We start from the raw sequence: 19,758 nt of genomic DNA on the forward strand, positions 1-19,758 counted from the left end.
GAGTTCAAGGGCGTCAAACCCGCATGTACCCCTCAGATATTCAAATTGCTCTCTAACGTCTTTCGGGCACGAGATACCAACATTTTCAAGAAATCCGCTTGCTTCTTCGGCTCAGGAGTCGGTCATGTTCATATTCAGCCCATGCAGCTGGTTTGCGTGCGTGTGCAGATAGGAACGCATGGGCTAGGCTACCTGGCTGATGGCTATGGTGATCCTACACCGCGCGGCGCTGGCAACGCACCGCGCAGGTGTACGGTTGTTGCAGCCGGGCCACCCGGGCGGGACCACCATCGCAGCTCCCATGCGCAAAGGGCCGGAACGCGCAGGTGCAGGCCTCCCTCCTGCCTCAGCCCTGCTTGGGGAACAGGATGCCGGTAGTCACCACATTGCCCGGCGTTACACCGTGGCCCCATGGCAGGTGCCATGCCGGGCCACTATCCGCCCCCAGCAGCACTAGCAATTGCTGCATCTTGCCCGGCATGACCGGGGCCAGCAGGTGGGCGGTGCAGCACAGCGCTTCCAGCAGCGTATGCAGCACGGTATCGAGCCGGCCGGCGGCGTTGCTGTCCTTGGCCAGTTGCCATGGCGCGCTGCTGGCCACGTAGGCGTTCAGCTGCCGCACGAATTCCATCACCAGCTCGATGGCCTGCGCGAGCTTCATTTCATCCACCAGCGCCAGTACCCTATCCGGCAATGTGGTGGCATGGGCGATGATGGCGTCTTCCGCCGGCGTATACGTTTGCGGTGCAGGTACGCGCGCGCCGCGGTATTGCGTGACCATGGCCAGCGTGCGCGCGGCCAGATTGCCCAGGTCATCAGCCAGATCGCGGTTCATCCGCTGTTCGATGATGGCGTTGCTGATCACGCCATCGAAGCCGAAGCTCACTTCGCGCAGCAGCGTGTAGCGCAGCGTATCCACGCCATAGGTTTCTGCCGCCTGCAGCGGATCGACCCCGTTGCCGAGCGATTTGCTCATCTTGCGTCCATCCGCACCCAGCAGGTGGCCGGATACATGCAGCCGCTGGTAGGGTGGTATGCCCAGTGCGTGCGTCATGCTCAGCCAGAACAGTGTGTGGGTACGCAGGATGTCCTTGCCGATCACGTGCCGTGCCGCAGGCCAGTAAGCGCCAAACGTGGCCTGATCCGGGTAGCCGATGGCCGATACATAGCTCAACAGCGCATCGAACCACACATAGGTGACATGGCCGGCATCCCAAGGGATGGGTATGCCCCAGGCCAGTCGGTCTACCGGGCGGGAGATGCTGAGATCGCCGATCGGCTCTTCCAGCAGCTTGAGGATTTCATTGCGGTACTGCGCGGGCTGGATCAGCTCTGGTGTATCGCGCAGCAGATCGCGTATCCATGGCCGGTGGGCTTCCATGCGGAAGAAGTAATTGGGTTCACGCCGCAGCACCGGTGGATCTTTGTCTTCCGGCAGCTTGCCGTCCACCAGCTCCTTGTCGGTGACGTAGCGCTCTTGCCCCACCGAATACAGCCCTTCGTATTCGGCCAGGTAGATATCGCCCGCTTGGTAGAGTCGGGTAAGGCAATCTGCCACCACCTGCGCATGCGCGGGGGCGGTGGTGCGGATGAAGAGATCCGGTGCTACCGCCAGCTGTGCCCATGCCTGCTGGAACGATTGCGCATGGCGTGCTGCAAATGCGCCGGGTTCCTCGCCGGCCTGTTGCGCCGCCTTGGCGATTTTCTCGCCATGCTCATCCGCCCCGGTCAGCAGCAGCACATCGTGCCCGGCTGCGCGCAGGTAACGCGCCATCACATCGGCATGGATGCTGGCGTAGGCATGTCCCAGGTGCGGGCGGTCGTTCACGTAGTAGATCGGGGTGGTGATGTAGCGGTATGCCATGCTTGCTCCTGAAATGAAAAAAGGGACGCCGCAGCGTCCCTTTTCTGAAGTACGAATAGCCTCAACGCCCGGGGGGAGAACCTTCCAGGGGCATGCGCATCGAGCGGATGATGGCGTTGTGGGCGTAAAGGGTCATGTGGTTCCGGTGTTGAGGTTGAACAGGCAGGCGCGGCCCGCATGCTGTTATTGATCCTCGCATCCGGCAGGGCGGTTTGTCCAGCCCCTGCGGGTGGCCTGACTGGCATACCGTTGATGCCATGCGGTTTGCGCAACATTCTGCCGGAGCGCACGCGCATTGCCCGGCGCGCTCTGCTACCTTGATCATGGCGCTGGCATGGCCGATACCGTTTTGCATCCTGGCATTTCCCGGCTGCCCGGGATTGCCTCAATACCCCTTTGGGTCCACTTGGCAGGGTTCGAAAGCATGTTCGGGTTTTCAAGGAAAAATGAGCTGCGTGCCAAAACCGCAGCAGAGATCGAGCAACTCTCGGAAGCGGGCAATGCGCTGCTCGACAAGGAAGATTTCAACGGTGCGTTCAAGCACTTCATGAAAGCACTCGACTTGCTTCCCGAGCCCAAAACCAAATGGCGGGAAGCAACCTGGCTGTTGGCTGCGCTGGGTGATGTGTACTTCCTTTCCCGGAGCTACGCCCAGGCGCTGCAGGCATTTTCCGATGTCATGCATTGCCCGGAGGCAATCGGCAACCCCTTCCTGCATCTGCGGCTGGGGCAATGCCAGTTTGAGGCCGGTAACCTGGACCGGGCTGCCGATGAGCTGGCAAGGGCGTATATGGGGGGCGGGTTGGAAATCTTTCAGAACGATGATGACAAGTATTTCGAATTCCTTAAAACCAGGCTGAAGCCACCAGCAAACGGTGAGTGGTGAGCTGATCTGGTTATTCGAGCCTGCTTTGCCGGCAGCTAGCGGATCTATTTATCTGCACTGTGCCGGCGAAATACCGGGCCGGACCGCAGCCGAATGGATGGGAGCCGCTGCGGATGATGTCCATGTTGTGCTGCTCCTGCATGTGTTGGTTGGGCCGCCGGTGGGGGCCTGATGCATGCAAAGGTAACAGGGGTGGGGCTATGTGATTAGATGGGGGGGAATGTGCATGGACTCATGATTCGTGCTCATGAATTGCCATGAACTGCCGGTACAAGGATATTCAATACAGCTTATGCAACATTTGCTGTCTGGATTGTGCAAATTTTTTGGTTTGTATGGCGTTGTCTGCTACGGTCGTACGTGGCGCTGCAATGCGATGGTGAATGAGAAAACTGATTGCTGTTGCAGCATGAAAACGAATGGAGGACATAATGTCTGATGCATCCCTTGGCAAAGTGATTGTTTCCCGAACCAAGCGGTTTGGCGGGATCTGCATTGCGCTGTTTTGTATCCCGATTTTTTACACAGCATGGACCCATCTGAGTAATTCACCGGGCTCCGTCAGTATTGCATACAATATTGTGCTTGGCGCTGTGTTGGTATTGATTGGTTTGGGCCTTTCCGGGTTGGTGCTTTTCTTTCTCACCGAGCGAACCGAACTTCACGAACATGGTGTAACGGGCAAAAGCCTGTTTCACCCTTTGCGCAAGATCTTGTATAAAGACCTGTCGCATTTTACCTATGCAGCCATCTCAGTAAATGGCGTGCCGAGAGTGACGCTTGCTTTTGGTGCAAAAAATATAAAGCCGATCAGGATCATAACGGTTGGTAAAAAAGGCATTCAAGGCCTCGATGCCATCGTTGATATGGCCACGAATGTGGTTCTTGAAAAAATGACCCGATTGTTCGAGAGAAACGGCTATGTCGATATCCCCGCCGGGCTGCGCCTTGATCAAAGAAAAATAAAATTCAAAGATAAGGAAATTCCGCTGGAACGCATGCGATACATGGCCTGCAATGGGGCAGTGATTTTTTTTGACGGAGATCGCGAGCGATTCCATGTGCGTACAGCGGAAGAAAATGTGTTGCCCATGCTTGAACTGTGTTTGAAAGTTCAGGCTAGCGGGAAAACCCTTGTGGGAAATCAGAATGCAGCCGATGCCGATGCCGATGCCGATGCCAGAAAAAAGCATAGAAGCTTGGTCATACTCATACTGATTCTCTTCATTGCAGGTACAGTGCTTATTGTCATGCCTTTCGTGCAATGGTCAAAACCCCATCTTGACCATGTGACGGCTCGCGTTGTCAGCTGCGAAGGCGGAATGCGCCGTGGTTTGACCAGTACGGTCATGATGCGTATCGACCGGTCTCCTTTCGAGGTCTGGATACAACTGAACAGTACAGCTGCGTCCGACAAGATAAAAAGCGGTTTCGAGCTGGCTTGTACACAGGCAGATGTCGTGAAGATTGACTATGCGACATCAACCAGTCTGGCTGACGATGCTTATGTGGCCGTTGCCATTCAGGGTGCCGAGGGCGTGGACTATGTTACGCAGGAGGATACATACCGGGCAAAGCGGCAGGACAATATGTATGCAATCCCCATAGGGCTGGTACTTTACGGGCTGGTTGGATTCCTGCTCTGGAATATGCGGAAGAATCGCAGAACCGCACAGCAGTGACGCTTGATCCGGCGTTGTTTCTTCTGGCGGGATGATGTGGCTGTGCGGCAGTTGCGAATGGATCGCTTTTATCGGCTGTATATCGTGTACCGCCAGATAATCGATACGCAATTTTATTGACCCGCTTCAGATTTCTGGAGAATCCATGCCTATTCAGATCACCGCCGAACAGGAAATCACCGTTGGCCAAACTGTGGTCATCGAAGCTCCTGCGCCAGCAGGCCACTTCATGGCAGCATTCGAGGACGATACCGAAACCGGCTACTTCTACGCGCTGGATCTATCCCGGCCGGATAGCCCGATCGAGGATGCGCTGCATATCTATAACGTGAGCAACGTGAAGGACAAGGCGCTGCCGTCGCTGCTGAAGATCGGCTGGTCGCTCGATTCGCGCAAGGCTGTGTTGTTGATCAACGGCTACCCGCATGCGGTGTTCGATTTCGATGCCAGGCGTGGTTATTGCCGGACTGGTTTCCCCCCGCCGGATGAGAGCAGCCCATGGGGCGCGCACTCGCATGCATGGCTGGATGAAGCAACTGATCTGTTCGCCTGATATTGCCGCCGGCCCGGTCTGCTGCTGATAATGGGGGCGTCGTGCAACAGGCGCGTGCAACAGTCGTTATCCAACGGGCGCTCCACAACCAGCATCTGCCACGGCGGATGCCGCAGATACAGCCTGACGCGTGCTGGCGCATCCGCATCATGCGCGTTGTGGCAGGTAGCCCGCATGCAGACCATCCCACAATTGAAAGAACCATGCCCAAACTGAAGATTGCTGCCGGCGATAGTGTGGCGCGCCTGGCTGGCGCGGCCGGCGTGGCGCCGGATACCGTCTGGTCGCACCCGGATAACGCCAGGCTGAAGGCCCGCCGCGATCACATGGATGTGCTGGCGGTGGGCGATGTGCTGACCGTGCCGGAGCCAGAGGCCAAGACCCAGCAATGCGCTACCGGCAAGCGCCACCGTTTTCGCCGGCATGGCGTGCCCATGCGCTTTACGCTGCAATTGCTGGATGAAGCGGGGCAGCCCCGCAAGGGCAGGCCGTTCCGGCTGGAGGTGGATGGCACGCCACAAGAAGGCAGCACGGATGGCGATGGCGTAGTGCAGGTTTATCTGCCCACTGCCGCCAGGCAGGGCGTGCTGGTGGTGGATGACCTGATGCTACAGCTGGCCTTCGGTGTGCTCGAGCCCAAATCAGGTTTGGCGGGGGTACAGCAACGGCTGACCAATCTGGGGTTTCCGTGCCTGCAGGATGCCGGGCGGCTGGGTAGCCCCACGCGGCGTGCGTTGCGGGCATTCCAGCAACTGGCGGGGCTGACGGTTACCGGCAAGCTCGATGATGCCACCCGTTCCGCGCTGGATGACCACCATACGCAGCGCAACAAGCTGGCGCAGCAGCTTGCCAATGCGGATGCCGGCACATGACGCGCCCGACACCCTGGCTGAGCGCATTTGCGGTACTGGCGGACTGGAACTTGGATGATTGCCCATGGCCGGAAGGCCCGGAAATCGCCATGAACGCCATGGTGAAAAGCCAGGGCGATCAGGGGGAGCTGAACTTCGTGGCCACCCGCCGCGAGATACTCGAAGCCTTCCTGCACCCGAACGAAGATGACGACATGCAGGGCGTGGTTGAGAGCACGCCAACGGTCCAGTTCGGCTTCAATCCGTTTGCCCCGAATTTGTTCAATGTGTTCCGTCCGCCACCACCCAAGCCGCCGCGCTATTTCCGTGCGCTGGTGTGGAACCTGGAAAACTTCACCAACGACAGGCGCCCGCGTGGTGCCAAGCCGATCGATTCGCCCCGCAATCTTGCACGTATTGCCATGGTGGCCGATCTGGCCTACCGCATGGGGGCGGATGCGTTGCTGTTGATGGAAACAGGCGCCGATGTGGGGCAGGCGATGACGCATATGGCAACGCGCTGGCAGGCGCAGGAAGAACAAAGCGGTGATACGGTGGTGCGCAGCGTGGAGCCGCTGGTCAGCCCGGCAACCTATGCTTTGCCGGAAATCGCCCTTGCCTATCAAGGCGTGCAAGTTGCTGCGGAGGCCGATAAGGTTCGCGCATTGCTGCTGGTGGGGGAGGGCTACATCATCACGCCCACGGCGTTTCCCGCGCTGGATAATGGCAAGTTGTGTGCTGCCTTCAACTTGTTGTTCGATACATCGAACAATGTGGCACGCCTGCCAGAGCTTCCCGAGCTGGCGGGTGATCTGGACAGCACGCTGTATAACGTTGCCATGTGGTGCTGGAAGATGCTGGCGCATTACCAGTCCAGCATGGGTAGCGAGGCGGATCATCACCTGCTCAAGCTGGTGCTGGAAGACATGATCCAGACGCCGGGGCAGTTTCTCACCCAGCCGGAAAACGATTATGGCAACTTCCATCTGGCACTGCTGACCGCGTTCGAACTGGCTAACGACTATTCGCCCTCGCCAGAGGCCGGCGGGGCGGAGATCCTGCAGTTGCTGATGCTGGCCTGGATATTGCGCCGCAACCTGGGCACGCTGCAGGAAAAGCCCAGTATCTCGCAGCCGCAACAGTTCAATCAGTTTTTTGGCACGTATACGCCCCCACCCATTCCATTACCGGCGCAGCGGCAATTCTGGCTGAACGGCTACGGCGATAGCCCTGATCTGGTGGCCACGGTGCTGCTGGTGGCTTGCGGGCAAACCTTCGACCTTGCCGCACATGACCCGGACAACGGCGCCGTTGCCAGTTGCAGTGATGGCGAATTGTTACCGGGTGGCCTGGCCCGCCTGGGCTTGCTGACCTTGCCGCATGCGGAAACCTATGGCGTGGTGTACCGCCCGTATAGCAGCCAGCATCTGGAGTGGTTTTTTGATAGCCCGTTCCAGGACCTGGGCTACAGCACCAGCGGCATGTACGGCATCCTGCATGGCGACAAGAACCGCACCTTGCGTGCGCAGAGCCCCACTGATGCGCTCAACGGCCGCTCTGCGCTGATCATCCGTTTTCCGGTCAGCGAAAAACTGAAAGTGCCGTTTGCGCTGCATCACAACCGCTATAGCCCCAACAAGGCCATCAAGGAGATGGATACCGAGTTTACCGGCGAGCGGGCGATTCTGGCGCGCCTGCAAACGCTGGAAGATGAAGCCAGCATGCTGGCGCTGAAAGATTTTGATCCAGCGCCGCTGATCGTGGGCGATTTCAACGTGCCCAGCGGCCTGGTGCAGGCCGAAAGCGGCGCCAAGAGCACAACGGCTGCCGGCAAACGCCGCAGGAAGCTGCGCAAGCTGCATGTGAGCCAGATGGCAGCGGCCGGCTATGTGCGGCGCAGGCGCGGTGACCGCACCCATCCACAAACCACCCTCAAGGTGCCGGCCAATATCGCCCGGGACCGGGCGCCGTATTCCGAGCCTTACGATGCGGTTTACCAGCCGTTCGATTTTCTGGATGGGGAGGCCAATGTGCGCAGCGCCGCCGTGCACAATGTGCAACGCCTGATTCCGCCGGCATTGCTGCAGCAAACCATCTCCGTACCGGGCGCATTCGGCATGAGCCAGACGGTGGCACTGAGCACTGTGGTGCGTGAACAGATGGAATACATCTACCTCGGCATCGTCCGCCGCATCCTCACCACGCTGGGGGACGCACAGGCGTGGCTCCAGGCCAACCTGGCTGCCAATGAATCAAAGCAAGCCTATACGCAGGCGGACGACATGCTGCGTGGCCAGTTTACGGCGTTCTGCAAATGGCTGGAGGCACGCCGGAAAAAGTTTGCAGAACTGCTGGGACAGAATTTGCTGGCGCCCTGTGTACCGACAAGCCTTGAGGACTGGTTTGGCGAGCTGAGAAAAGCCATCGCCAAGATCAAGCCATTCGTGGAAGGCGCCAAAAAGAAGGCCGCTGCCGCCCGCAAGGCCGAGCGTGAACGCTTGAAAAAAGAAGCCAAACGTACAGGCAAGAAAACCCGCCGCAAGAAACCGCAGCCGCAGTCCAGCACCAGCGTACCCTTGCTCGATCAGCTCGATGCCGAGCTGGATGAAGAGATGCAAAGCCTGTTCGACGAGGAAGACGACGAAGGCGAAGAAACCGAAGTGATTGCCACCAAACCCAAGCAGAAGCGCAAGACGCCGGGCCAGGAGCGCATGCTGAAACTGGGCGAGCTTTTCGATGCGCTGCTGCACCTGGAGCAATACCCGGATCTGCGCCTGTGGGGAGCATACCGCAACATCGTCAGCGATCACTTGCCGCTGCTGGTGGAAATCGATCTGGAACCTGGCAGCAGTTGATCAAGCCGCCTGTGTGCGCGTGCTCGTACCTTCTGCACCGGACGGCCTTGATGCCGGATGCGATCTGCCCCGGCGACGTTTGCCTGCAGTCCGTTGCGTGCCCCAGGCCGGTTTGTGACCGCCTGGCATTGTTGCAGGCTGCCGAAAGCCGTTTGCCATCATCAAGATGATTTTTGGCCGCTAACAAAACCCGGTGAAACGTGGCCGGCGAGGTGCGGCGCGAGGTGCGGCCGGCCTGGCGCCCCCGGCTCGGCGCCCCCGCCCAACGTCGCAAGCAGGGGGGTGTCAGCGGTTTTCAATGAAAGCAAATTCATCAATGGGGGCTGTGCGCCACGAGAGAACTTCAATGACTTGCCGGCGTTCGTGGCGGTGGCGCGCGAGGGCAGCTTTACCCGGGCGGCCGCGCAGCTGGGCGTATCGCAATCCGCGCTCAGCCACACCATATGCGGGCTGGAAACACGGCTGGGCTTGCGCCTGCTTACCCGCACCACGCGCAGTGTGGCGCCCACCGAAGCGGGCGAGCGCCTGCTGGCAACGGTGGCGCGGCGTTTTGAAGAAATCGAGCAAGCGCTGGCGGCGCCGAGCGACCTGCGCGAGCAGCCCGCCGGCACCATCCGCATCAGCACCGCCGAGCACGCCGCCAACCAGGTGCTGTGGCCCTGGCTGGCCACGCTGCTGCCGGATACCCGGATATCAAGGTGGAAATCAATATCGATTACGGCTTGATGGATATCGTGGCCGGGCGCTTTGATGCCGGCGTGTGGCTGGGCGACCAGGTGGCGAAGGACATGATCGCCGAGCGCATCGGCCCGGACCTGCGCAGGGCGGTGGTGGCCACGCCCGGCTACTTCAGCCGCCGAGCGCCACCGCAGGTGCCGCAGGATCTGACCGCGCATGACTGCATCAACCTGCGCCTGCCCACCTACGGCGGCCTGCTGCCGTGGGAGTTTGCCAAAGACGGCCACGCGCTCAATGTGCGGGTGGACGGACAGTGGGTATTCAACAGCAGCACGCCCCGGCTGCGTGCGGCGCTGGCCGGCTTCGGCATTGCCATGCTGCCGGAGGATATGGTGCAGCCACATGTGGCCGACGGCAGCCTGATCTGCGTGCTGGAAGACGGGTGCCAGCCGTTTGCCGGCTATCTCCTTACTATTCCGGCCGCCGACAATCCTCGCCGGCGTTTGCGCGGGTGGCGCAGGCGTTGCGGTATCGGCATGAATAGGGGGCGATACAGGCTACAAAACCGCATCAACCCCCGACGATGGCCAAGCGATTCTGGCTTCAGCGTGTGGGCATGGCGTTTGGAATGGCCCAATTGCGTGAAAAAGCGGCTATTGGTCGGTCTTCGGCCATGTGGCAACGCCGGATAACGGCTGCTGACCTTCAGCGCTGCCGCTGTATCAATTCGGCGATGACCTGTTCGAGCGTCGTCGTGCCTGCCAATCCAACTGCGCCGGGATCGCTGTTGATGTCGATATGCGGGCCATTGAGGCCACGGGTCATTTCAATGAAGCCGGCCAGCGCAGCCTGCGAGAAATGGGCATCCGCCAGTGCTTGCGGCCACGCTGCTTCCGGCAGGACTGCCACGTCGACGGGCTTGTGAAGCGTGATTGAAACAATGGCGGCGACATCGTCCGGCGCGTAATCCTTCGGCCCGGTGAGCGTGACAACAGCCGTGTCCGTCCCATCATCTTGCAGCAAAGCCGCTGCGGTGCGGCCGACATCCACAGTCGCCACCATCGGGATAGCACGCTGTGCTGGTGCCAGAAACGTTGGCAGCCTGCCGCTGTGCACGGCCAGCCCTAACAGCGGCATCCAGTTCTCCATGAAATAGGCGGCGCGCAGGAAGATGGCAGGCACGCCGGCTTCGCGCAAGCGCTGCTCGAACAGGCGGTTCATCCTGATCCACCCGGTGCCGTTTTCTCGATCGGCCCCTACCGAGGAAAGGGCGACAAGCCTGGGCACCTTTGCCGCAATCGCGGCGCGCGCCGTGATATCGGCAATCAGGTCGGCGCGTTCGAAGAGGTCTTCGCTGTCGTAGTGCTGCGGGCAGACCACATAAGCGCCTTTGGCCTGGTTCAGTGCACTGACCATTGATACCAGGTCCGTCATGTCAGCCACGGCAACCGATGCGCCACGTGCGGCCCACGCCTGGCCTTGGGCGGGATCACGCACCACCACGCGCACAGGGTGGCCGGACCGCAACAGCGTTTCGGCCGCGGCAGCGCCGGTACGGCCGGTTACGCCAAACACAACATAGGGAAGGGATGAGGAAGCCGTCATGCAAATTTCTCCTGTTCAGATGAACCATGAGGATGCATGATCGACAGATATGCATAAATGCCATGAAAGGCATGATGAAAATGCACCAAGTGGATTTGTCTACGGTTGATCTCAACCTGTTGAAGCTGTTTGAAGCGCTGGTTCGGGAGCGCAGCGTCACGCAGGCAGGCCTGCGGCTGGGCTTGAGCCAACCGGCCGCCAGCCGCGCGCTGGGCCGGCTGCGTACGATGCTGGGTGATCGTCTGGTGGTGCGCGGCAAGCTCGGGCTGGAGTTGACGCCACGCGGCGAGGCACTGGCAGATCCGGTGACCAGGCTACTGGAAGATGCCCGCAGCATTGTCTCGCCCATGGTCTTCGACCCCGCCGCCGCCACTGGCCGGATCACCATCGCTGCGCACGATCACTTGAGCCTGGTGGTGCTTGCTGGTTTGCTGGCCCGCCTCGAGCGCCAGGCGCCGGCGCTCAGTCTGCATATCGCCCAACCTGCGGGAGACAATGTGCGGCTTGTCGAGCAAGGCGGTGCAGATCTGGCACTGGGCATTTTCGAGTCACTGCCCGGCAGCCTTCATCGCCGCGGCCTTTACGCCGACAGCCTGGTTTGCGTGGTGCGGTCCGATCATCCCTGTGTAGCGGATGGGCTCAGCCTGGCGCGGTATGTGGCCTTGCGGCACATCACCGTGACCATTTCGGGCGTAGGGCAGAGTGCGGTCGATGTTGCGCTCTCGGCAATGGGGCTTACCCGCCAGGTGGCATTGCGCGTGCCCCACTTTCTTGCTGGCGCGATGCTGGTGGCGGATAGCGACATGATCCTCACCTTGCCAAGCCGTCTGGCGCGGCTGCTGGCGAAAAGGTTGCCGCTGGCACTGCTGGATCTGCCGCTACAGGTTGCGCCCTTGTCGCCAGCCATGGTCTGGCACGAGCGGTTCCACCATGATCCCGCACATGTCTGGGTCAGGCGACAGCTGGTCGATGTTGTCGAATCGTTCAGTACTGTAGCGGGTACAGCGGGAGCAACGGCAGGTTGAATTGCGTGCAACGGACAGGCCAGCAGCGGATTCGGACTACCCGGTTTGAACCGCTGGGCACTGCCAGGCAATTCAGTCACACTTGCCTGCGCGAATAGTGATCAAGGTGTTATCAGATGTCTGATGAAGCATATTGGGTTTTTTTCAATTTCATGGTACGCAGAGTGCTCGCCAGCCTATTCATTGTTGTGGGCCTGCTGCTGTGCATTTTCAATCTCCCGGCCCTGATGCCGGGCGGCACCCTGTTGGTTGATGGCAGCCCAAGCGCCGATTTGGTGATGCGCCTTTTTGCGGTGTTCTTTCCTGTGTTGCTGTGCGTATTGGGCATTGCCCTGTTTCGCTGCAAGCCGTTCCGGTATGACTTGCCGCAATGAAGGTACCCGTCAATACCACATGCCAGCGCGAGGAAGCCGCGCCATGCAGAAGGGGTGATTGCATGCGCAAAGCCATCACATGCCTGTTGCTGCTGCCAGCCACCGCATATGCATCGGATATGGGCGGCATCGGTTTGTTGATGCTGATTCTTGAATTGGCATTGCTGATCTTGATCGCTGCACTGCTGGCCGGCCTGCAGGAAGGCAAGGTCGCCTTTTTCATCTTGCTGGGCTTGAGCGTGTTTGCCTCACTGCAACTGGGCTGGATGGCGTCCATTTCCTGGCAGCGCAGCGACGATGTACTGATGCTGCAAATAGTGATGGGGCAGGTGGCGTTTTTATGGCTGCTGACCGTGTGGCATTACCGGAAGAAATGCTTCAAATGATGGGCATTGTGCCATTCTGAAGCGCAAACCGGTGACAGGCACCGGGAGGATCGAATAGCCATCCCGATACAGCATACTGAGCATGGGAATGAGCAAGGCAATCGATAATCTGCAGGCGGCCCAGCAGCGCGCCATGGCCGGGCGGCCGACAGCAGGTGGTTTTCCGTACCTGGCGGAAACGCTGCGCAGCGCAGGGGTGACGCGCAATGTATGGTCGCTGCCGGCCTGCCAGAGCTTGTATCTCACTGCAGATGGCCCCGTGCTGATGCAGGGCACGCCGCTGCTTACCGGCATGGTGGATGTACCGCCCTTTGACGAAGCCGCACTGATCCGCGCATTGCGGGCCGATCAGGCGGGGCAGAGCACCTTTCCGGCATTCTTGCAGGCGTGCTGGCAGGCCGGTGTGGTGCGCTACGACGTTGATTTCATCGGCCGTAGCGTCAGCTATTACGGCTGCAATGGTGAGGTTTATGTCGAGGACTATCCGGCAGTGGTGATTGCCTGAGCCGTGATAGATGCACGCAACTGATACCTGATGCAGGCATGGCAAAAAGGCCGACTGAGGTCGGCCTTTGCGTTTGCTGCCGGTTGCTACCCGGCGTTGCCAGTGCTTACTGCAGCGGCACCACGGCGCGTTGCGAGAACTCAACCAGCGATGTGCCCTGGGCGGTTGCGAAGTTGTCCGCTGCCGGGGCATCGAGGCGCGCACGTTGCGAGAACTGTACCAGGCCCTGGCCGTCGGCCTGTGTAGCGGTAGCTGCAGCAACCGGGGTGGTGGCGCGTTGCGAGTATTGCAGCAGGCCATCGGCAGCGCTGGCGGCGCCAACGGTGGCAAACAGGGCAACAGCGGCGAGAGTGGATGTGAACTTGGTCATGATGGTTTCCTTTCCTGTCTTGTGGTCAGAGATCGCGACGGCGAGGGAAACGGCTTTTAACCGGTTGGCTGTTCGTCGCGCTGAATGTCACGGCGGGTTGTGCTGTGCTGCATCCATGACCGAATCATATGCTGGCGTTCTTTGTTGATAAACGGCTGTTTCGTAGATGGATTGTTTCCTTTTGGTTGTTAATGCGTGTAGTGCATGGCCCGCTGCTGCTGCCTGGGTAGGCGGGGCAGGTTCCTACCGCGTACCCGGCACAGGCTGACCCGGTATTTGTGCCCCGTCTGATGCCCGGCTGTTGCATGGCGGCGCATAGTGATGCCTTGTGGGCCAATGAAAGGAGTAGTGATCATGCAAACTGCCAACAGAGAACTGATCGATCTGGAAAACCGTTTCTGGCAATCACTGGTGGACGAAGATACCGATACCGCCATTTCCTTGCTGGCTGAACCGGCACTGATGGTCAGCTCGCACGGTGCCATGTCGTTCGACCATGCCGGTTACCGCAAGATGGCCGAGAAATCGCCCATGGTGGTGAAGTCGTTCGCGCTGAGCGATGTGAACGTGGTGCAGCCCAGCGCGGACACCGCCATCCTCACCTACCGGGTGAAGCAGGCCTTCGGCACCCGGGGCAAAGCCGATGATGTCACGCAGGAAATGACCGATTCGTCGGTGTGGACTCGTGATGGCGGCAACTGGCGCTGTGTGATGCATACGGAAACGCCGGTTGCACGGCACTGACCGTAGCGCTCGGCCGGCACTGGCTTGGGCATATGACCGGTTGATTACCGGTTTGCATAACGTGCATGCACAGGCCGGCTGATGCCGGCCTGTTTGTTGCAGCCCATGCCAGGATGCACGCTGATCGCACGCATGGGCGGGTGCTGCGCTGCGCTCGTTACAAAATTTATTGCCGATTTGTGACAAAGCCTGGGCGGTTTTGGTGCTTGTCCATCGTGCCGCCGTTTTGGCGTGATGCCAATGTCTGCTTGGTGTACAGGTCAGTTCACTATCGGGCACAGCGTTTTTTATTCCAAAAAGAAATATATAAGCCATATATTATTATTTTGTTGCTTGTAACGTAGGCGTCATATTTCTCGCCACAATCTTTCACTTGGCGAAATGTGATATGTCGAAAACAAGCGTAGTGGCAACAATCGGGCCGGTTTCCAACACTGCTGACGTGCTGCGCGCGCTGCGCGATGCCGGTGTGACCGTGGCCCGCCTCAATGGCTCGCATGGCAACCTGGCATGGCACGCAGAAACCATCGCGCTGATCCGCCACACCTTGCCGGATGTGCCCATCCTGCTGGATATCCCCGGCCGCAAGATCCGCACCACGCAACTGCGTGTGGAACCCTCGTTTGCGGTGGGCGATATCGTGGTACTCACCACCGATATCAGCCATGACGGCAGCAGCAAGGTGCCGGTGAATTACGATGTACTGCACGAGAAGCTGCGGGTGGGCGTACGGGTGTTTGCCGACGATGGCACGCTGTCTTTCGTGGTGGATGCCATCGATGGACGCGATATCCATCTGCGGGCAGAGGCCGCTGGCACCTTGAAAAGCCGCAAGGGCATCAACGTGCCGGAGATCGATCTGGGCCAGCAGCTGGTAACCGCGCGGGATCGGGAGATGATCGCCTTTGCCCGGCAGCATGGTGTCGATTTCGTCGGCATCAGCTTTGTGGAAAGCGCCGCGCACGTGGAGGCCATCCGTGATCTGATCGGCGCCAGCACGCCGCAGATCGTCGCCAAGGTGGAAAACCAGGGCGGGCTGGATCATGTGGAAGAGATCGCTGCCGCCACCGATGTGATCATGATCGACCGTGGCGATCTGTCGGTGGAAACCAATGTGGATTATGTATCCATTTACCAGAAGCGCATCATCTCGGCGGCGCGCCGCCACGGCAAGCCGGTGATCGTGGCGACCGAGCTGCTGCACAGCATGATCGACAACCCGCTGCCCACCAAGGCGGAGATCGGCGACATCACCAATGCGGTGATCGACGGCGCCACGGCAGTGATGCTGTCCGGCGAGACCGCCGTGGGCAAATTCCCGGTAGAGGCGGTGGCGCGGCTGCGCAGCATCGTTACGCTGGCCGAATCGCACTATCACCCGGTTACGCATTACGTTGGCAACGATGCCACTACGCCCACCGACCTGCGCGCGGCCACGCTGGCACTGACCCGCACCTTGCCGATCTCGCAGGTGGTGGTGCTGTCGCAAACGGGCTACGCGGCACGGCTGGTTGCCATGGCAGCGCTGCGCCAGCCCATTCTGGTGGTCGGCAACGATCAGGCGCTGGTCCGCACCTGGAACCTGTTGCCGGGCGCTACCGGCATCTACCTGCCGCAAATTCCGTTTGTGGCGCCCGATGCCGGTCTGCTGGCGCTGAAGGTGCTGTGGGAGCAAGGCCATCTGCACGAGCGCGACATCGTGTTGCTGGTGCAGGCAGCCAGCGACAACGCGCAGTCTTCGCTGAACCTGCTGCAAACCGTACAGGTGGGGCAACTGGCGCGTGAGCAGGCATGGCACGCTGTGGCAGCTTCAGCGCCGCTTACCAGCGCCGTGGGGGTGTGACATGGATGCCATTTACCTGCACGCCGGCCTGATTGCAGTGCTGGCGGTGATCCAGTCCGTTTTTGGCATGGGCATCCTGGTATTTGGTACGCCCACCTTGCTGTTGCTGGGTTTTGATTTTACCGTGGTGCTGGGCTTGCTGCTGCCGGCGTCGATGACGATATCCATTATCCAGGTGCACGCCGCGCGGCAGATTGCGTGGCTGCGGCAGGACAAGATCAATATGGGCGTTTGCGCGGTGGCTATCGTGGCCGCGCTCAGCCTGTTGATCCTGCTCAACTGGAAGGCCCATATCGAGCTGTGGCTGGGCATCACCATGCTGGCTGCTGCAGCGCTGCGTTACTGGCGCGCATTGCAGGAACGCTTGCGCACGGTGCTGGATCGCCAGCAATCCGTGTATGTGGCGGTAATGGGCGTGCTGCACGGGCTGACCAATATGGGCGGCGCGCTGCTGGCGCTGTACGCCACCAGCGTGCACAAGGACAAGCACGTGGTTCGTGCCACCATTGCGCGCTACTACTTGCTGTTTGGCGCCATCCAGCTCAGTACGCTGGCCTTGCTCAAGCCCGCTTCGCTATCGCTCAACGGCTTGCTGGTGGCGCCGATTGCCGCAGTGGCGTACTTCGTGGTCGGCAATGTGCTGTTCACGCGGGCCAGTGCGCCGTTGTTCGATCGCAGCATCACCGCATTCATTGCCGTGTATGGCGTGGCGGTGCTGGCCAAAGCGCATTTGCTGTAGCACAAGGTATCTGATGATTGCTGTATTGACTGCGCTTGCGCCCATTTTCATCCTGATTTTCATGGGCTTCGCGCTGCGCCAGCGCCGGCTGCTGGCAGACGAATTCTGGTTGCCGTGCGAGCACCTGAATTACTTCTACCTGTTTCCGGCGCTGATGTTCAGCCAGGTGGCCAAGGCCAACCTGGCGCAGTTTCCGGTGCGCCCCATCGCCATTGCGGTGCTGGGGGCGGTGGCGGCGGGGGCGCTGGTGCTCTACGTGTGGCGGTTCTGGCGCAAGCAGCCGGGTGCGGTATTTTCTTCGGTGATCCAGGGATCGCTGCGGCCCAATACCTATGTGGGTGTGGCTGCGGCCGCAGCCATGTATGGCACGGTGGGGCTGACGGTGACATCGATCAGCATCGCGGTGGCGATCCCCCTGCTCAATATCGCCTCCATCGTGGTGCTGATGCATTACGGCAGCGGTGGCCGGCCCACCTTGCGGCAACTGGGCAGGGCGCTGGTGCGCAACCCGGTGATCCTGGCGGTGTTGCTGGGGGCGGTTTTCAATCTCAGCGGGCTTGTATTGCCGGAAGTGATCGGCAACATGCTCACCATCCTCGGCAGTGCATCGCTGCCGCTGGGCTTGCTGGCGGTGGGGGCCGGGCTGGACATGCGCGCGGCGCGCGCCGCGCATGGGCCGGTGCTGCAGTCGTCATTCATCAAGCTGTTGCTGGTGCCGGTGCTGACATTATGGTTCGGCATCGCGCTGGGTGTGAAAGGCCCGGCGCTGACCATCATCGTGCTGTTCAACTCGCTGCCATGCACGCCATCGGCGTACATCATGGCCAAGTTGCTGGGTGGCGATCACCGGCTGGCCGCGGGCATCATCACCGTGCAAACCGCACTGGCTGCCATCACCATGCCGCTGATCCTGATGCTGTCGCGGCATTGATGACGCGGTCGCTGCAAGGCTGTAACAGGCTTCAACTCTTGCTGCTGGCTGCCAGGCATGGATCGATTCCCTGCTGCCAGTAGAGGCTCAGATGGTAGTGATCGCCATGTCTGGTCACGGTTGCGGCATGGTCTGCCTTGCAGAAGGTGTGCGCCCATGGGGCTTGCCCGTCACCGACCTGCTGCCAGCCGGCCACGGCCAGCGCGGCGGCGAAATCAACGGTGGGCAATGTCTTGCCATCAGCGGCTGCATAGCCGGTGCTGTAGTGCGCTTGGGTGTTCTGCCAGCCGTCATCGTCCGTTGCGGTGCGGGATATCCCTGCGGGCGGCGTGATCAGCGCCAGCTCTTTCTTCAGTGCGTACATCTCTGTGCCGCCGAATTTGGGCGGCCCATGGCGCTGGGTGGGCGTTGCCTTCCACCAGAGAACGCCGCAAATGAGCAGGCCAGCGGCAATCAGCATGGATCGGGCGCGGGGTGCAATGTTCGTTGGCATCGATGGTTCTTGTCGCTTTCTGATTGATGCTTTGCCGCAGCCAGCTTATTACGTGTTTGGCATACTCGCCAGGCGCTCGCTTTGCTGGCGCAAGCCAGCAAAGACCGCTTCGGCCAGATCGGCGGGAAAGCCCGCAGGCAGCATGGTGCTGACCTGATCGATGACGCGTGCAGTCGCGCTGATCAGTGCTGCGATCATCGCCTCGACTTCATCTGTGGCCAGGCCGGCGCGCTGCGCTTGCGCGATCCAGTGCCGGCGCTGAATCCTGCTGATCTCGCAGTGCAGCGTGCTGCTGCGCACCCCCATGGCCAGTCGGGCTTTTTGCTGCGCCAGCTGATTGGCACCAGGCCCGATGATCGGGTGTGCCGACAGCACATCGTAGAGTGACGTGCTGGTGAAACGGTTGCCCGCGTGATGCGCAATGCTGAAATTCTTGGCATGTCCGTCTGTTGCGGCCAGCAGCCAGAACACCAGTTGCGCCTTGAAAAAGGCATGGCGATCCGCAGCGGCGCGATCCGAACCCAGCAGTACATCCATGATCTGCGCAATGCCCGGCCCACCATCGCTCTGGTATTTGCGGTGTGGCGGCGTTGCGGTGGCTTGGCACATGTCCTCCTGCGGCAGGCGCATGATCCAGCTGCCATCTGCCGCCGGGCGACGATCAAAGCGCGTCACGATCAATACCTTCTGGTCTTCGAACCGGGCGATTTCGCAATTGGCAATGGGCAGGCCATAGGCTGCAACGATTCTGGCGCACAGCCATTCGTTTTCGACCGAGGTACGCATATCCGCCTGCATGCCGCCGACCAGGCCGATGGGCAGCTTGAAAATATGCGTGGTGGGCGTGCTGCCATGTGGCAGTAGCCACTGATTGTCGTGATACAGCAGCGCGGTTTTTTCCTGGGCGCCAGCAATGGACAGGCGCAAATCCCCGTCGCCATCGGGATGTCGCCCCAATGGTTCCGCCGAGGTGCTATTGCGCAACAGCCGGGCTATCTGTGCCTCGTCCAGCACATGGCCGCTGATGGTATGGATATCGGTAGGGGTTTCGTTCTGGCCCAGCAACTGGATGGCACCGACACAGTCACGGCCAAGGGCGGCAAGCAACGCAAACGGGGCCTGATTGGCTGTGCGGTGACGCTGGGCGAGGCGGCGGCGGATCTGTTCGTTGTCAGGCAGCAGGTTATCGAAGTAGTTGCTGACCACATCGCCTTGAAGAGGCTGGTTACCGGGCGTGAAAGGCAGGGAAAGTGATAGCGGGCGGCCTTGTGGATCGTTGACCCATTCGTCGAAGTAGGCGAATCGCGCGCTGTCCCTGCGCTGAGTCCACACCCCTACCGGAAGGCCGTTCATCCAGATATTCAAGCTGTCCAT

20 protein-coding genes are annotated in these 19,758 nt (G+C 60.3%); 15 read left to right on the plus strand and 5 right to left on the minus strand.

Features of this window, described 5'->3' with window-relative positions:
* Window positions 1-346: 346 nt before the first annotated feature.
* Window positions 347-1,864: a class I tRNA ligase family protein gene (locus IGB42_RS09035; protein WP_159670258.1), complete on the minus strand. Its 1,518-nt coding sequence runs from the start codon at window positions 1,862-1,864 to the stop codon at window positions 347-349.
* 334 nt (window positions 1,865-2,198) lie between these two features.
* Between IGB42_RS09035 and IGB42_RS09040 the strand changes: the two genes are divergently transcribed.
* From IGB42_RS09040 to IGB42_RS09070, 7 genes are all read left to right on the plus strand, one after another.
* The gene (locus tag IGB42_RS09040) at window positions 2,199-2,750 is read left to right on the plus strand and encodes a M48 family metallopeptidase (RefSeq protein ID WP_236822538.1); all 552 of its coding nucleotides are present in this window, start codon (window positions 2,199-2,201) and stop codon (window positions 2,748-2,750) included.
* Window positions 2,751-3,181: 431 nt separating this feature from the next.
* On the plus strand, window positions 3,182-4,432 hold the full coding sequence (locus IGB42_RS09045) for a hypothetical protein (protein WP_159670260.1): 1,251 nt from the start codon (window positions 3,182-3,184) through the stop codon (window positions 4,430-4,432).
* 145 nt (window positions 4,433-4,577) lie between these two features.
* On the plus strand, window positions 4,578-4,985 hold the full coding sequence (locus tag IGB42_RS09050) for a DUF2251 domain-containing protein (RefSeq protein WP_159670262.1): 408 nt from the start codon (window positions 4,578-4,580) through the stop codon (window positions 4,983-4,985).
* Window positions 4,986-5,188: 203 nt separating this feature from the next.
* Window positions 5,189-5,857, plus strand: coding sequence for a peptidoglycan-binding protein (locus IGB42_RS09055; RefSeq protein WP_159670264.1), 669 nt, complete (start codon window positions 5,189-5,191; stop codon window positions 5,855-5,857).
* Window positions 5,854-8,691: a hypothetical protein gene (locus tag IGB42_RS09060; RefSeq protein WP_159670266.1), complete on the plus strand. Its 2,838-nt coding sequence runs from the start codon at window positions 5,854-5,856 to the stop codon at window positions 8,689-8,691. The genes IGB42_RS09055 and IGB42_RS09060 overlap by 4 nt, the downstream gene beginning before the upstream one ends.
* Window positions 8,692-8,973: 282 nt before the next feature.
* Window positions 8,974-9,417 carry a LysR family transcriptional regulator gene (locus tag IGB42_RS22535; protein WP_304505713.1) on the plus strand — a complete coding sequence of 148 codons (444 nt, stop codon included), beginning with the start codon at window positions 8,974-8,976 and terminating at the stop codon, window positions 9,415-9,417.
* The gene (locus IGB42_RS09070) at window positions 9,390-10,061 is read left to right on the plus strand and encodes a LysR substrate-binding domain-containing protein (RefSeq protein WP_159670272.1); all 672 of its coding nucleotides are present in this window, start codon (window positions 9,390-9,392) and stop codon (window positions 10,059-10,061) included. Before IGB42_RS22535 ends, IGB42_RS09070 begins: the two co-directional genes overlap by 28 nt.
* Window positions 10,062-10,074: 13 nt before the next feature.
* On the opposite strand, the gene IGB42_RS09075 is transcribed toward IGB42_RS09070, so the two are convergent.
* Window positions 10,075-10,974, minus strand: coding sequence for an NmrA family NAD(P)-binding protein (locus tag IGB42_RS09075; protein ID WP_159670277.1), 900 nt, complete (start codon window positions 10,972-10,974; stop codon window positions 10,075-10,077).
* Window positions 10,975-11,054: 80 nt separating this feature from the next.
* Here IGB42_RS09075 and IGB42_RS09080 point away from each other — a divergent pair, with 80 nt between their 5' ends.
* The 4 genes from IGB42_RS09080 to IGB42_RS09095 all read left to right on the plus strand — a co-directional run bounded on the left by IGB42_RS09080 (window position 11,055) and on the right by IGB42_RS09095 (window position 13,264).
* Window positions 11,055-11,999, plus strand: a complete 945-nt coding sequence (locus IGB42_RS09080) for a LysR family transcriptional regulator (RefSeq protein ID WP_159670282.1) — start codon at window positions 11,055-11,057, stop codon at window positions 11,997-11,999.
* A 116-nt stretch (window positions 12,000-12,115) separates the two neighbouring features.
* On the plus strand, window positions 12,116-12,373 hold the full coding sequence (locus tag IGB42_RS09085; protein ID WP_159670287.1) for a hypothetical protein: 258 nt from the start codon (window positions 12,116-12,118) through the stop codon (window positions 12,371-12,373).
* 62 nt (window positions 12,374-12,435) lie between these two features.
* Window positions 12,436-12,759, plus strand: coding sequence for a hypothetical protein (locus IGB42_RS09090; RefSeq protein WP_159670292.1), 324 nt, complete (start codon window positions 12,436-12,438; stop codon window positions 12,757-12,759).
* Window positions 12,760-12,847: 88 nt separating this feature from the next.
* The gene (locus IGB42_RS09095) at window positions 12,848-13,264 is read left to right on the plus strand and encodes a DUF1398 domain-containing protein (RefSeq protein WP_159670297.1); all 417 of its coding nucleotides are present in this window, start codon (window positions 12,848-12,850) and stop codon (window positions 13,262-13,264) included.
* A 106-nt stretch (window positions 13,265-13,370) separates the two neighbouring features.
* Here IGB42_RS09095 and IGB42_RS09100 read toward each other — a convergent pair whose 3' ends face one another.
* Entirely contained in the window at window positions 13,371-13,634 is a 264-nt protein-coding gene (locus IGB42_RS09100; RefSeq protein ID WP_159670300.1) for a hypothetical protein, read from the minus strand.
* A 354-nt stretch (window positions 13,635-13,988) separates the two neighbouring features.
* Between IGB42_RS09100 and IGB42_RS09105 the strand changes: the two genes are divergently transcribed.
* The 4 genes from IGB42_RS09105 to IGB42_RS09120 all read left to right on the plus strand — a co-directional run bounded on the left by IGB42_RS09105 (window position 13,989) and on the right by IGB42_RS09120 (window position 17,891).
* Entirely contained in the window at window positions 13,989-14,378 is a 390-nt protein-coding gene (locus IGB42_RS09105; RefSeq protein WP_159670305.1) for a nuclear transport factor 2 family protein, read from the plus strand.
* A gap of 388 nt (window positions 14,379-14,766) precedes the next feature.
* Window positions 14,767-16,221, plus strand: a complete 1,455-nt coding sequence (pyk, locus tag IGB42_RS09110; protein ID WP_159670308.1) for a pyruvate kinase — start codon at window positions 14,767-14,769, stop codon at window positions 16,219-16,221.
* Window position 16,222: 1 nt separating this feature from the next.
* Complete coding sequence (locus tag IGB42_RS09115) at window positions 16,223-16,960, plus strand: TSUP family transporter (protein ID WP_159670313.1); 738 nt, start codon at window positions 16,223-16,225, stop codon at window positions 16,958-16,960.
* Window positions 16,961-16,973: 13 nt separating this feature from the next.
* Window positions 16,974-17,891 carry an AEC family transporter gene (locus IGB42_RS09120; protein ID WP_159670318.1) on the plus strand — a complete coding sequence of 306 codons (918 nt, stop codon included), beginning with the start codon at window positions 16,974-16,976 and terminating at the stop codon, window positions 17,889-17,891.
* A 31-nt stretch (window positions 17,892-17,922) separates the two neighbouring features.
* Here the strand turns inward: IGB42_RS09120 and IGB42_RS09125 are convergent, their stop codons facing one another.
* Both IGB42_RS09125 and IGB42_RS09130 read right to left on the minus strand, forming a co-directional pair.
* The gene (locus IGB42_RS09125; protein ID WP_159670321.1) at window positions 17,923-18,384 is read right to left on the minus strand and encodes a hypothetical protein; all 462 of its coding nucleotides are present in this window, start codon (window positions 18,382-18,384) and stop codon (window positions 17,923-17,925) included.
* Between the two features lie 48 nt (window positions 18,385-18,432).
* A complete protein-coding gene (locus IGB42_RS09130) occupies window positions 18,433-19,758 on the minus strand; it encodes a type II toxin-antitoxin system HipA family toxin (RefSeq protein ID WP_159670326.1) in 1,326 nt (441 codons plus the stop codon).

It is taken from the genome of Andreprevotia sp. IGB-42, assembly GCF_009848685.1.
Lineage (GTDB): Bacteria > Pseudomonadota > Gammaproteobacteria > Burkholderiales > Chitinibacteraceae > Andreprevotia.